The 13,626-nt window shown below is 68.3% G+C and carries 12 protein-coding genes; 3 read left to right on the top strand and 9 right to left on the bottom strand.

The genetic code is table 11. The annotated features are described in order from the left end of the window. Window positions 1-2 precede the first annotated feature (2 nt). From ACIRRA_RS31880 to ACIRRA_RS31905, 6 genes are all read right to left on the bottom strand, one after another. Window positions 3-593, bottom strand: a complete 591-nt coding sequence (locus ACIRRA_RS31880; RefSeq protein ID WP_040857695.1) for an ATP/GTP-binding protein — start codon at window positions 591-593, stop codon at window positions 3-5. Continuing rightward, the gene (locus ACIRRA_RS31885; RefSeq protein ID WP_357005953.1) at window positions 574-951 is read right to left on the bottom strand and encodes a DUF742 domain-containing protein; all 378 of its coding nucleotides are present in this window, start codon (window positions 949-951) and stop codon (window positions 574-576) included. The genes ACIRRA_RS31880 and ACIRRA_RS31885 overlap by 20 nt, the downstream gene beginning before the upstream one ends. Beyond that, window positions 948-1,373, bottom strand: coding sequence for a roadblock/LC7 domain-containing protein (locus ACIRRA_RS31890; protein ID WP_040857697.1), 426 nt, complete (start codon window positions 1,371-1,373; stop codon window positions 948-950). The genes ACIRRA_RS31885 and ACIRRA_RS31890 overlap by 4 nt, the downstream gene beginning before the upstream one ends. Continuing rightward, window positions 1,351-3,969 carry a nitrate- and nitrite sensing domain-containing protein gene (locus ACIRRA_RS31895; RefSeq protein ID WP_402775868.1) on the bottom strand — a complete coding sequence of 873 codons (2,619 nt, stop codon included), beginning with the start codon at window positions 3,967-3,969 and terminating at the stop codon, window positions 1,351-1,353. Before ACIRRA_RS31895 ends, ACIRRA_RS31890 begins: the two co-directional genes overlap by 23 nt. Window positions 3,970-4,135: 166 nt before the next feature. Beyond that, on the bottom strand, window positions 4,136-4,537 hold the full coding sequence (locus ACIRRA_RS31900) for a roadblock/LC7 domain-containing protein (protein ID WP_402775871.1): 402 nt from the start codon (window positions 4,535-4,537) through the stop codon (window positions 4,136-4,138). Next, window positions 4,512-6,848: a nitrate- and nitrite sensing domain-containing protein gene (locus ACIRRA_RS31905; RefSeq protein WP_402775874.1), complete on the bottom strand. Its 2,337-nt coding sequence runs from the start codon at window positions 6,846-6,848 to the stop codon at window positions 4,512-4,514. Before ACIRRA_RS31905 ends, ACIRRA_RS31900 begins: the two co-directional genes overlap by 26 nt. Window positions 6,849-7,108: 260 nt before the next feature. Between ACIRRA_RS31905 and ACIRRA_RS31910 the strand changes: the two genes are divergently transcribed. The 3 genes from ACIRRA_RS31910 to ACIRRA_RS31920 all read left to right on the top strand — a co-directional run bounded on the left by ACIRRA_RS31910 (window position 7,109) and on the right by ACIRRA_RS31920 (window position 10,128). Further along, window positions 7,109-7,474 (top strand): hypothetical protein, encoded by a 366-nt coding sequence (locus ACIRRA_RS31910; RefSeq protein WP_402775876.1) that lies wholly within the window; start codon window positions 7,109-7,111, stop codon window positions 7,472-7,474. 224 nt (window positions 7,475-7,698) lie between these two features. After that, the gene (locus tag ACIRRA_RS31915) at window positions 7,699-9,252 is read left to right on the top strand and encodes a succinic semialdehyde dehydrogenase (protein ID WP_402775879.1); all 1,554 of its coding nucleotides are present in this window, start codon (window positions 7,699-7,701) and stop codon (window positions 9,250-9,252) included. 60 nt (window positions 9,253-9,312) lie between these two features. Next, window positions 9,313-10,128 carry a class I SAM-dependent methyltransferase gene (locus ACIRRA_RS31920; RefSeq protein WP_402775882.1) on the top strand — a complete coding sequence of 272 codons (816 nt, stop codon included), beginning with the start codon at window positions 9,313-9,315 and terminating at the stop codon, window positions 10,126-10,128. An 86-nt stretch (window positions 10,129-10,214) separates the two neighbouring features. Here ACIRRA_RS31920 and ACIRRA_RS31925 read toward each other — a convergent pair whose 3' ends face one another. From ACIRRA_RS31925 to ACIRRA_RS31935, 3 genes are all read right to left on the bottom strand, one after another. Further along, entirely contained in the window at window positions 10,215-10,622 is a 408-nt protein-coding gene (locus ACIRRA_RS31925; RefSeq protein WP_357005940.1) for a DUF779 domain-containing protein, read from the bottom strand. Between the two features lie 76 nt (window positions 10,623-10,698). Continuing rightward, window positions 10,699-12,216, bottom strand: coding sequence for an aldehyde dehydrogenase family protein (locus tag ACIRRA_RS31930; protein WP_402775885.1), 1,518 nt, complete (start codon window positions 12,214-12,216; stop codon window positions 10,699-10,701). Window positions 12,217-12,409: 193 nt separating this feature from the next. Further along, window positions 12,410-13,591 carry a transcriptional regulator gene (locus ACIRRA_RS31935; protein ID WP_402775888.1) on the bottom strand — a complete coding sequence of 394 codons (1,182 nt, stop codon included), beginning with the start codon at window positions 13,589-13,591 and terminating at the stop codon, window positions 12,410-12,412. Window positions 13,592-13,626 lie beyond the last annotated feature (35 nt).

Below are 13,626 nucleotides of genomic sequence, written 5' to 3' on the forward strand. Positions count from 1 at the left end.
TGTCAGCGCACGCCGGCGGTGGCAGCCCGATCGATGAGGTATTCGACCAGAGTCATCAGCACGTTCTTGCACGAGCCGCGGTCGCGGGCGTCACACAGCAGCACCGGGATTCGCTCGTCCAGGTCGAGGGCGTCGCGAACCTCGGACGGGGTGTACAGGGGCGCGCCCTCGAAACAGTTGACGGCCACCGTGAAAGCGACGCCGCGGCGTTCGAAGAAGTCGATCGCCGCGAACGACCCCTCCAGGCGGCGGGTGTCGGCCAGCACGACCGCGCCCAGCGCACCACGAGCCAGTTCGTCCCACAGGAACCAGAAGCGGTCCTGGCCCGGCGTGCCGAACAGGTAGAGCACCAGGTTCTGGTCGATGGTGATACGACCGAAGTCCAGCGCCACCGTGGTGGTGGTCTTGCCCTCGACGCCGCGCAGATCGTCGACGCCGGCGGACAATTCGGTAATGAGTTCCTCGGTGCGGAGCGGAGTGATCTCACTGATCGCCCCCACCATTGTTGTCTTGCCCACGCCGAAGCCGCCCGCGATGAGGATCTTCACCGAGGCGGCCATGGGCTGGGCGGTATCAGAGTTTTCGAATGCCATCGAGTACCGCTCGCAGAATGTTGAGGTCACCGGGCGCGGCCTCGGGGGAGGCCGGGGCCCGGAAGTTGAGGATGTTGTCTGAAATCAGGTCCCCCACCAGGATTTTGGTCACCGCCAGCGGCAGCCGCAGGGCGGCCGACACCTCGGCCACCGACAGCGGCAGCCGACACAACCGGACGATTTCCGCGTACTCCGGTTCGGCACGACGCAGCGGTGGGGCGGCGTTGGGTACCACCACCACCGTGAGCATGTCCAGATCGTGCCCCGCACCCATGGTTCGGCCACCGGTCCGTGCGTAGGGACGCACGAGCGGACCGGCCGCGTCATCGAACCACTGTTCCCCCGGCCCCGGCCTCATGACAGTCGGGGATTGCCTTGTCCGGCCAGGTTGTGGCGCGGGGTGGTGGACAGGTAGTTGCCTACGCGCTGCACGGTCAGGTTCATCTCGTAGGCGACCATGCCGAGGTTGGCCTGTTCGGTGGCCTGCAGCGCGAGGCAGGCATGGCTGCCGGCGGCGGTCACGAACAGCACCGCGCGCTCGAGTTCGATGACCGCCTGGCGGACGCCGCCGCCGTCGAATCTGCCTCCGGCGCTGCGCGCCAGGCCGTAGAGGGTGGAGGACATGGCACCGAAGTGCTCCGCGTCCTCGCGGCTCATGGCGGATGAGCGGCCCAGCAGCAGCCCGTCGGTGGAGTGCACCACCGCGTGACGGACGCCTGCGAGCCGGTCGACCAGATCATCGAGTAGCCAGTTGAGATCACCAGCGTTTGAGGTGGTCACCGTCGCCTTCCTGTCGTTCCGACTGTGTGCCTTCAAAGAAGGCCTGGGACTCAGGCCCGAACGAACCGGGGTCGGCTCTGCGGCCCTGCCTGGTTCCGTTTTCGATGGCGGAGAAAAGGTCTCGGGCCTGCTCGGCCGTGCGGGTGGCCTGGACCGTCGACTCGGGGGCCGACTGCTCCTGCGCCAATTCCGGTGCGAGACTTGCCTGCCGGCGCCTACGCGGGAGCGCGGGCCGGGCGTCGGAGCCAGTGTAATGGGATCGCCCGAATTCGCGAGACCGGAAACCGTTTTCTACCGGCGGAACCGGTTCGACCGGCGGATTCGGGTTCGGCCGCGGGTTGGTCGGCGGGTCGAACGGCGTTGCGGCTCCGAAGGACATGACCGGCGGCACGAGCGAGCCGGTGGACGGCCCGAACGGCTCCGGCTGGGGCGCGACCGGAGCCACCGGCGCGCTGGGCGTGGCGGGCGGTTCCGGCGCGAGTGGGGGCGTGTAGGCCTCGTAACCGACGATGGGCAGCTCGTAGCTCGAGATCGTCGACGGGGGAACCGCCGGCGCCGCGGGGAGCTGCGGCAGCGCGGCCACCGCCAGCGAGGCCGCGGACGGCTCGGCGGCATCCAGCTGCCGCGGCACGACCGGGATCTCACCGGTACGGCCCGAGGGCTGCACGACCAGGCTGTTGGGTACCAGCACGATGGCCCGCACACCGCCGTAGTCGGATTCGGTGAGCCGCACCGAGATCCCGTTGCGGGCCGCCAGCTGGGCGACCACGAAGCGGCCGAGGCGGAAGTCGTCGGGCAGCATGGCGACACCGAAATCGGGTGCGTCGCGCAGGATCTCGTTGATCCGCGCCAGCTCCTCCTCGGGCATGCCCATGCCCTGGTCGATCACCTCGATGGCGACGCCCTTGCCGACCACGTTGCCGCGCACCTCGACCTGCGACTGCGGCGGCGAGAAGTGGGCGGCGTTGTCGACGAGTTCGGCGAGCAGGTGCACGAGGTCGGCGACCGCGCTGCCCGCGATGGATACGTCGGGCAGCCGCGCGATCTTGACGCGGGTGTAGTCGAGGGTCTCACCGACACTCGAGCGCACGATCTCGAGCAGCTGCACGGGATTACGCCACTGCCGGCCGGGCTGGCCACCCGCGAGAATGATGAGGTTCTCGGCATTGCGGCGTTCGCGGGTGGCCAGGTGGTCGAGGCGGAAGTAGATGTCGAGTAGCGCCGGATCCTCCTGCGACGACTCCGCGGCGTCGAGGATCTCCAGCTGGCGGTGCACGATGACCTGGCTGCGGTGGGCGATATTGAGGAACATCGCCTTGACGCCCTCACGGGTGCGGGCCTCGGTGACGGCGGCCGCCACGGCGGCGGAGTGGGCGTGGGTGAACGCCTTTGCCACCTGGCCGATCTCGTCGTGGCCGAAGTCCAGCGCCGCGGCCTCGGCGGCGACGTCGACCGGCTGGCCCGTGCGCAGCTTGGCCATGATCTCGGGCAGCCGCTCGTCGGCCAGCACCAGCGTCTCGTTGCGCAGGCCCTTGAGGCGGCGGATGATGCGGTTCGCGAGCACCAGCGACACCAGGAAGGCGAGCCCGGACACCGCCAGTATGCCGCCGCCGGCGAGCGCGGAGTTGCGGGAATTGCTGTCGGCCACCTCGGCGGCCAGCTTCTCGTTGTGGCGGCTCATCTTGTCCCACAGGTGCAGGATCTGGGTGTTGAGCCGGGCAACGGTATCGCGCCACTCCTGCGCGGTGAAGGTCAGGGGTGCGACCTGGGTGGTACCACCGGGTTTCACGGGCGGCACGGTCATGGGATCGAGTGCCCGCGACAGCAGCACGTTCTCCATCATGACGATCTTCGTCCAGTCCGGATCGTTCATGAGGGCCTGCATGTCGACGTCACCGTTGGTACCGTCGCCGCCGGCCAGCACGCCGAGGTTCACCCGGTAGGTGCCTGCCACGCGGGAGAATTCGATGGCCAGCTCGGGTGGCAGGGAGCCGCCGGCGAGCAGGACCTCGCCGACCGCGGCCTCGCGGGAGAGCATCTCGGCGGCCTGCACGACCTGCAGGCCGTTGGCGACCTCCAGGGCCACTTCGGAACTGGGCGCGGTGTCGGCGACGATGCGGGTGCCGATCCAGACGAACTCGAGCAGCTTGCCGTAGAAGTAATAGACGTCGGATATCGACACGGCGTTGGTGTCGATCTGGGTGCGCAAGCCGGCGAGCTGGCGCGTCAGGGTGAGCAGCCCGCCGACGTCGCCGGTGACGGATTTCGGGCCGTTCTTCTCCATGGCGGCGCTGACCGGCGCCATGCCCTGCAACGCACTGTCGAGACGGGTGCGTGCCTGCGCCAACGACTTCGGGCTGGCGTCCTCGCCGCCACCCATCTGGGCGAGGGAGAGCTGGCGCTCCTGCTCCACCGCGGCGATTACTTCTCCGGTGGGCGGTGCCGCGGCGGACAACGCGTCCGCCCAATCCCGCGCGTGCTTGCCCTCGACCACCAGGTACCCCGCGCCACCCACGCCGATCACGAGCAGCGCCAGGCTCGGGACAAGTGCGATGGCGAGCACGCGGGTCCGGACCCCGAGCCTCGCTCTGAACATCGGGCAAAGGTAACGGGGCCTAAGTCACGTATGCCCCACCGATCCCGTTGAGCAGGACTGAGATTGACTTCTTTATTCATGTATGCACGTACATTACAAAGGCTCCCCTAATCCAGCTATCTTCTGGCAATCGGAATCGATGGCAGGACAGCACGATTCGCGACCCTCATGCACGTTGGCGCGGTGCAGCAGAAAGGAAGGATCCGACCCGCTGAACGGTCAGGTTCATCTCGTAGGCGACCATGCCCAGGTTCGCGTCGGCCCCGGCCTGCAGTGCCAGGCAGGCATTGGCGCCCGCCGCGGTGACGAACAGGACCGCTCGGTCGAGTTCGATCACGGCCTGCCGCACCCCACCCGCGTCGAATCGGTGCCCGGCACTGCGGGACAGCCCGAACAGGGTCGAGGACATGGCGCAGAAGTGCTCGGCGTCCTCCCGGCTCATCCGGGCCGACCGGCCGAGCAGCAGCCCGTCGGCGGAATGCACCACCGCGTGCCGCACGCCCGCGAGTTTGCCGACGAGATCGTCGAGTAGCCAGTCGAGATCACCAGCGGGGGAGGTTTTCACCATCACCTTCCTGTCGAGTGGCGGGCGGCGCGCCAGGATCGGCCTGCCGCCCCTGCCGGGTGCCGTTCTCGATTGCCGAGAACAGCTCTCGCGCCTGCTCGGCGCTGCGTTCGCCGGGCGCCGGGGCCACGGCGGGAGAGTGCTCGACGGCAGGGTTCTCGGCCAGCTCGGGCGCGAGATGCTCCTGGCGGCGCCGACGCGGCAGCTCGGGCCGGAGATCGGCGGTGACCTGCGGATCAGATGCGGGGAAGTCCGGCTCGTACCCGCCCGGATGCCACGCATCGAATGATGCTGCGGCCTCGCGAAATTCCGGCGACGCGGTCGAGGCCCGCTCGAGTTCGACTCGACGCTGCGGCGGCCTGTTCTCCGTCCGCGGTTCCGCCGCACCGAGCTCGCCCTCGATCAGCCCCGACGGGATGAGGACGATGGCGCGCGTGCCGCCGTAATCGGAATCGGACAGGCGCACCGAGATGCCGTGCCGGACGGCCAGCCGCGACACCACGAACAGGCCCAGGCGGGAATCCGAGGACAGGCTGGTGACGGCGAAATCCGGTGGACCGGCGAGCAGCTCGTTGAGCCGTGCCAGGTCGGACTCGGGAATGCCCATGCCCTGATCGCTGATCTCGACCGCGACCCCGCGGGCCACCGAGGCGCCGGAGATCTCGACGCGGGACTGCGGCGGGGAGAAGGATGCGGCGTTGTCGATCAGCTCGGCCAGTAGGTGGATGAGGTCGGCGACGGACCGACCGGCAATGAAAGCCGCTGGCAGGCGGCCGGTTCGGACCCGGGTGTAGTCGGCGGTCTCGCCGACCGCAGACCGCACCAGTTCCAGCATTGGCACCGGATTGCGCCACTGGCGGCCGGGCCGTCCACCCGCGAGAATGATCAGGTTCTCGGCATTGCGACGTTCGCGGGTGGCCAGGTGGTCGAGCCGGAAGTAGATGTCCAGCAGCTCCGGATCCTCCTGCTGGGATTCGGCCTCGTCGAGGATCTCCAGCTGCCGGTGCACCACCACCTGGCTGCGGTGCGCGATATTGAGGAAGACCGACTTCACGCCCTCCCGGGTGCGCGCCTCGGTGACCGCGGCGGCGACGGCCGTCCCGTGGGCGTGGCCGAAAGCCTCGGCGACCTGGCCGATTTCATCGCGGCCGAAGTCCAGCACGGGGGTCTCGGTCTCGATATCGAGGTGTTCACCGGCGGCCAGCCGACTCATCGTCTCGGGCAGCTGCTCGTCGGCCAGGGCGAAGGTGCGGTCACGCAAACGCCGGAGTCGGCGGATGATGCGATTGGCCAACGCCAGCGCGACCAGGATCGCGCCCATCCCGACCACGACCATGCCCGCCCCGGCCGCCAGCGATTTCCTGGTGGTGTCGACCGCGGCGGCCCCGGCCAGGTGCTGGGCCTCGGCGTTTTCCGCCTGCCAGAGGTTCGCCAGACCGTGCGTGACCTCCCCGGCGCTGTGCTGCCATTCCGCGACCGAGATCGGAAGCGATTGCAGCGCCGAGCGTTTGGCCGAGCCGTCGGCCGGCACCAAAGTGTGCTGGGCCAGGACCGGCTCCACCAGGCCCAGCTGCTGCCAGGCGGCGGTCGAGACCAGCGCCCGCGCCGCGGCGGCCTGTTTCTCGTCGGGCGCGCTGACGATGCCGTCGACCCGGGTGCGGTAATAGCCGACCAGGCTGAGGTATTCGGCGCCCAGCTCGGGGGAGAGGTCGTTGCCGTCGACGAGGGCCGCGCCCAGCGCGTTCGCGCGGCTCATGGCCTCCAGGCAGTGCAGTACGTCCGCGGCCTGGGTGAGCTCGACGGCGGTGGCGGCATCGGGCGCGGTCTTCTGCGCGACCTGCACGCCCGCCATGACGGCCTCGGGAATGTGGTTGTAGAAGGCGTAGGCGTCGGCCAGTCCGAGGGTGCCCGCATCGACGCCGGCGCGAATTCCGGCCAGCTGCTTGCTCATTTCGCCGAGGGCGCCGGTGGCCTGGCCCATGGACGCGGGTCCGATCCGCGACAGCGCCGACTGGGCCGGGGCGATCAGTCGCACGGCACTGTCGAGCCGCTGGCGCGCCGTCGTCAGCCGGCGCACATCGGAATCCATCCCGGCTACCCGCCACAGGGTCAGCTGCCGTTCGGCCTGCACGGCCTCGATCAGCTCGCGGGTGGGCGCGATGCCGGCCTGCATCTCGTCGGCCCAGGTGCGGGCCTGGTGTGAGCGGTCGATCAGGGTGCCGGCCACGCCGAGGCCGATGGCCGCCAACGCCACGCTCGGGACCAGCGCGATGGCCAGGATCCGGGTCCGGACCCCGAGCGTCGGAAAGCGCATCGCTGCAACGTAAGTGCGTCGTGATACGCTCCGCGAGTCGAGTCCTTTTGTGCGGGACGGGATTTGACACTGACGAGACGAGTCCCGTAAGCCCGGGGTTTGCCGAGCTCTCTGCAATTTCTTTAGAATTCATTTGCCTTCGAGTCGGCTGTGAGCTTCCCTCGAGACCAGAGTGGGCAAACTTTCAGCACTAGCTTCGTTTGCGCCCGGGACAGCGGGCCGCGCCCGGTGATCCGGGACGCGCGGACGGAGGAGACGACGTGCAGCACGGGAAAGGCGCTGCGGTACGCGGCACTTTCGCCATCACCTCCGACATCAGTGATGTGCTGGCACTGGAGGCGCACGCGGCCCGCTACGACGCGACCGGTCAAGTGCTGGGTGCGGGAAGCTTCCGGCACGACGACGAGGCACCCGACGGTGGCGCGCACACCCCGAACCCGGATGGCGTCCCCTTCACGATCACCGCATCTGCGGCCGATGCGCCGATCTCCGCCGTAGCACTGTCGATTCCGGGTACTGGTCAACGAACAACCTATTCCCGCAGCGCTTTTCATGATCCCGCGCACGCACCCCTCGTGCGTGCGCGGGATCGGGCATTGTCGCCGGTGCTGCCTCACCGGCGGTAGATCCGTGCCCGGGTACTGCCGGCTGTTTCTTCGTTCTGCGTTCACGATCAGTTACAGATTTCGCAGGTAGAAGCCGAAATTAGGGCAATCACGACATTTCAGCCGAGCCGAAAATCCGCCCGGAACCCGATCCGAGCGGGCGGAATCCCGCGGTCCCGGCCCGGCGCGTGCGGAGCGGAGTAGATTGTGTGTACCTGGAAGTTACCCGCAAGTAGGAGGCGATGATGCCGGTGCCGGCTGCCACGGTGTTCGAGCGGTTGCGCTCGTTCGCGGCCGTGGATACCACCCAGGACCATGCGACCCGAGCGATCACCGAGGTGTTCACCGGCGAGACCCTGGGCTCGGTGCCGGTCGGGACCGCCGCCGATGTCGCGGCTGCCATCGCCAAAGCGCGTATCGCGCAGGCCGAATGGGCCGCGCGGACACCCAAGCAGCGGGCCGAGGTGCTGGATCGGTACCGGGCGCTCGTGGTCGAGAACCGCGCGTACCTGATGGACATCATCCAGGCCGAGACCGGCAAGGCCCGGTGGGCGGCCCAGGAGGAGGTCATCGGCCTGATGTTCGCGGCCCGCTACTTCTCCCGGGTGGCCCCGCGGCTGCTCGCCCCGCACAGTGCGGCGGGCGCGTTCCCGCTGCTGAACCGGGCCTCGGTGCGCGCGGTGCCCAAGGGCGTGGTCGGGGTGATCGCGCCGTGGAACTACCCGATGCTGCTCTCGGTGGGCGACTCGATTCCGGCGCTGCTGGCCGGGAATGCCGTGGTGGTCAAGCCCGACAGCCAGACCCCGTACTCCTCGCTGGTCAATGCCGAGCTGTTCGCGCGCGCTGGGCTGCCCCGCGATCTGTTCGCGGTGGTTCCCGGCCCGGGCACAGTGGTCGGCACGGCCATCGTCGAGAACTGCGACTATCTGATGTTCACCGGTTCCTCAGCCACCGGCCGCACCCTGGCCGAGCAGTGCGGGCGCCGCCTCATCGGTTTCTCGGCCGAGCTCGGCGGCAAGAACCCGATGATCGTCACCCGCGACGCCGATCTGAACAAGGCGGCCAAGGCCGCGGTCCGCGCCTGCTTCTCCAATGCGGGCCAGTTGTGCATTTCCATCGAGCGGCTCTATGTCGAGCGCGCGGTCGCCGACCAGTTCACCGCGAAGTTCGTCGCGGCGGTGCGGGCCGCGAAACTCGGTGCCGCGTACGACTTCTCGCAGGATATCGGCAGTCTCATCTCCGAGGCCCAGCTGGAGACGGTCACCAAGCATGTGGCCGACGCGGTGTCCAAGGGCGCGAAGGTGCTCGCCGGCGGCAATGCCCGCCCGGACCTGGGCCCGCTGTTCTTCGAACCGACCGTCCTGTCTGAGGTCACCGACGCGATGGAATGCGGCCGCAACGAGACCTTCGGCCCACTGGTGTCGATCTACCCGGTCGACTCGGTGCAGGAGGCCATCGCCCGCGCCAATGACACCGAGTACGGACTGAACGCCAGCGTGTGGGCGGGCAGCAAGGCCGAGGGCGAGCGCATCGCGGAGCAATTGCACGCGGGCACGGTCAATGTCGACGAGGGCTACGCGCCCGCGTGGGGCACCACCGGCGCGCCGATGGGCGGCATGGGCATCTCCGGCGTCGGCCGCCGCCACGGTCCCGACGGCCTGCTGAAGTTCACCGAACCCCAGTCCATCGTGGTCACGCGGTTCCTGAACCTGGACGCCCCGCCCTTCATCCCGCAGACCAAGTGGCAGCCGTTCCTCATGGCCATCGCCCGCGGCATCCGGTTCCTGCCGGGTCGCTGATCTCCCCGCTGGACCGCCCGTCCGGTGTGCGTACACTGTACCCGTCGGAAGGGTGGTCGAATGCCGGAGAATCCGCTTGCCGCGCCGGGCGCGTGGGACCAGGTCGCTGAGAGTTATGACGACGTCGTATCGGACATGATGCGGCCGTTCGCGATTCGCGCATTGGAATCGGCCGAGCTGAGCGACCGGTCCCGGATCATCGATGTGGCCACCGGGCCCGGTGTGCTGGCGCTGCTGGCCGCGCCGCGAGTCGCGGAGGTGGTCGCGGTCGACTTCTCCGAGGCCATGATCCGGCGGCTGCGGCGCGCCATCATGCAGGCCAGGGTCGGCAATGTGCTCACCGGCGTCGGCGACGGGCAGGAATTGCGCTACGCCAGTAACACTTTCGACGCCGCGTTCTCAATGTTCGGACTCATGTTCTTCCCGGACCGGGCCAGCGGGTTCGCCGAGCTGCACCGGGTGCTGCGGCCGGGCGGCATCGCGGTGGTGTCGAGCTGGGCCCCGATCACGGACTCGCCGCTGATGACGTTGCTGTTCGAGGCGTTCCAGGCCGGGATTCCGGGATTCCCCGCGCCCCAGCCGAATCCGGAGAGCCTCGAGAACCCGAACGTGTTCGAGAAGGAGCTGCTCGCGGCCGGTTTCACCGAGGTGGTGCTGCGGCCGCACTCCGAATCGTTCAGTTACGACAGCGCCGAGCAGATGTGGGACCGGCTGACCCGGGGCAGCGCACCGCTGCAGGCCACCCGGCGGCGCACCGACAAGGCCACCTGGGCAGCCCAGGAGAAGGTCATGATCGGCTATCTGCGCGAGCACTACGTGCCGGGCACGCCGCTGTCCACCACCGCGTGGCTGGGCACCGGTCGCGTTCCGCGGTAGGGACTTTCGGGTCCGGAGCGGTCCGATGGCTCCGGAGGTTTACGATGGCGCGGCCGACCCGGAGAAACCGGCCGCGCCACCTTCCTTCATCCGGCCAGCTCGTTGCCGCGCAGCGGAGCGGGAGCCGCTTCCAACGCCGCTGTCTCGGCATCGGTGAACAGGCGTGACCGGATGACGAATCGGACTCCCTCGGGGGCCTCGAGGGAGAAACCACCGCCACGGCCGGGGACCACGTCGACGGTCAGATGGGTGTGGCGCCAGTACTCGTACTGGTCGGCGCTGATCCAGAACGCCGTGTCCGGGAAGACGCGCCCGAGCAGCACATCGGCCGCGCCCACCCGGAACTCGCCCAGGGGGTAACACATCGGGGAGCTGCCGTCGCAGCAGCCGCCCGACTGGTGGAACATCACCGGACCGTGGTGGACGATGAGGTCCTGCAGCACGTGTGCGGCGGCCTCGGTGATGGTCACCCTGGATACGGAACCTGCTTTCATCACGCTCCTCGCAGACCGTCCGGCCCGTCCGACTTCGAATTACCGGCAGTTCTGAATGAACCGAATTGCTTGCGGTTCAGAAGAATCCGAGCTTATTCGGGGAGTAGGACACGAGCAGGTTCTTGGTCTGCTGATAGTGGTCGAGCATCATACGGTGGTTCTCCCGGCCGATGCCGGACTTCTTGTAGCCGCCGAACGCCGCGTGCGCGGGATAGGCGTGGTAGCAGTTGGTCCACACCCGGCCGGCCTTGACGGCGCGGCCCACCCGGTAGGCGGTACTGCCGTCGCGGGTCCACAGGCCGGCGCCGAGGCCGTAGAGCGTGTCATTGGCGATGGTTACCGCTTCGACTTCGTTGTCGAAGCGGGCCACCGCTACCACCGGACCGAAGATCTCCTCCTGGAAGATCCGCATGTCATTGCGGCCCTCGAAGATCGTCGGTTCGATGTAGTACCCATTGGGGAAGCCCTCCACCTTGCGCATCTCGCCGCCGGTGAGGACCGTCGCGCCCTCTTTGCGGCCGATGTCGATGTAGGACAGGATCTTTTCGTACTGGTCGTTACTGGCCTGTGCGCCGATCATGGTCGTGTCGTCGAGCGGATTACCGCCCTTGATGGCCTTGGTGCGCTCGAGGCAGCGGGCCATGAACTCGTCGTAGATGGACGAGTGGATCAGCGCCCGCGACGGGCAGGTGCAGACCTCGCCCTGGTTGAGCGCGAACATCACGAAGCCCTCGACGGCCTTGTCCAGGAAGGCGTCGTCGGCGGCCATGACATCGGGGAAGAAGATGTTGGGGCTCTTGCCGCCGAGTTCCAGGGTGACCGGGATGATGTTCTCGCTGGCGTACTGCATGATGAGCCGGCCGGTGGTGGTCTCGCCGGTGAATGCGACCTTGGCGACGCGTGGGCTGGAGGCCAGCGGCTTGCCGGCCTCGACGCCGAAACCGTTGACCACATTGACGACTCCGGGCGGCAGCAGGTCGGCGATGAGCTCGATGACCAGCAGCAGCGAGGCCGGGGTCTGCTCGGCGGGCTTGATGACCACGCAGTTGCCCGCGGCGAGCGCGGGTGCCAGCTTCCAGGCCGCCATGAGGATCGGGAAATTCCACGGAATGATCTGCCCGACCACACCCAGCGGTTCCTGGAAGTGATAGGCGACGGTGTCGGCGTCGATCTGGGAGAGATGACCCTCCTGTGCGCGCACCGCCCCGGCGAAGTAGCGGAAGTGGTCGATCGCCAAAGGCAGGTCGGCGGCGAGGGTTTCACGGACCGGCTTGCCGTTCTCCCAGGTTTCGGCGACGGCGAGACGCTCCAGGTTCGTCTCGATCCGGTCGGCGATCTTGTTGAGGATGTTGGCACGATCCGTTACCGACGTGGCACCCCAGGCGTCGGCCGCCCGATGCGCCGCCTCCAGGGCCATATCGATGTCCGCGGCACTCGAACGCGCCACCTGGCAGAAGGTTTCACCGTCGATCGGGGAGGGATTGTCGAAGTATCTGCCCTCGATCGGCGCTTTCCACTCGCCGCCGATGAAGTTGTCATAGCGGCGGTTGAAGCTGACGATGCTCCCGGCGGTGCCGGGTTTGGCGTAGATCATGGCGCGGCTCCTGATCCCGTATCTGCGGTGACGGGGGTCACTATGAACCGCGAAGGTTGGCGCGAGGTTGGCGCCGGGTTGGCGAAACGTTGCTGAGTCACTGCTGTCGAATACGACTGCGGTAATGAACATTCCGGACAAGGCCGACATATTCATGGCATGACGTGCACCTGTGCACGCGCTCCGGCATCGATTACGCGCGTAAGGCGGTGTGCAGGCGCGCGGTCGCCAGGGCGCGGCGGCTGTCGCCGTGGGAGAGCAGGTGCAGGGCGTGCTCGTGGATCTCGATGTCGTCCGGGCAGCGCTGGCCGAATCGCAGGGCGTGCTCGGGGTTGCGGTCGGCGAGCACGGCGGTGCGCAGGCAGACGTTGAGGTGTTCGCGCCACTGCACGATGCCCGGAACGTCCGAATCAGGCAGCAGCGGACCGCGATACAGGCGGACGGCGGTGGTCAGGTCGCCCGCTTCGAGGGCAGCGAGCAGTTCGACGGCGTCGCAGGCGAGGGGCTCGGTGAGCATGTAGCGGCGGTCGGCGATGCGGCCGTCGGTGGCGGCGCGCAGGCGGGAGACGTCGGCCTTGAGGGTGCTGGAGGACACCGACCGGTCGCCGTAGACGGCCTCGTGCAAGCGTTCCGGCGTGAAGCCCTCCGGTTCCAGGGCGAGCAGGGTCAGGATCTCCAGCTGACGCGGCCGCATGGCCATCTGCTTGCCCTGCTTGTATAGGTGCGGCACCCCCAGCGATTCCAGCCGGGTATTGCGGGCGGGGCGGGACTGCTCGACATGGACTCGGGCTTCGATGGCTGTCACCAGGGCTCGGGCCGTCGTGAGGATGAGCGGATGTGAGCGATCCCAATACGTCGATAGATCCAGCACGCCGAGCTGACGGCCGTCGGCGGCGCGGATGGGCGCGCAGTAGCAGACCCAGCCGTGCAGCGCCTCCACCAGATGCTCGGCGGCCCAGACCGAGGTGGGGCGGCCGCTGTGCAGCGACAGCGCGACGCCGCTGGTGCCCATGTACGGCTCGTCCCAGCAGCCGCCGGGGGCAAGATTGACCGATTCCGCGCGCCGCTGGACCGAGCGGTCGCCACAGCTGAAGAGCACGGTCCCCGTATCGTCGGTGACCACCGCGACCATGCCCGAATCCTCCGACAATGCCCGGAGCTCACCCGCCATCTCGGTGATGGGCGTCCGCAGCGGTGATTCGGCCCAGCGCGAACCCAATTCGTCCCGATCGGTTCCAGGCGCCGCCGTGCGCGTCGGATCGACCGTGCGCAGCGACCGCTCCCACGACTCCGCCACCTCGTTGCGCAGCACCACCTCGGTGCCGGGCGGGCGGCCGGAGGACGCCGTGGTCCACCGCACCCAGGCCTTCTCCAACTCCGCACGATGGCGTGAAGGGACTGGCAGCTGTT

This window comes from Nocardia sp. NPDC101769, from assembly GCF_044766925.1.
GTDB lineage: Bacteria > Actinomycetota > Actinomycetes > Mycobacteriales > Mycobacteriaceae > Nocardia.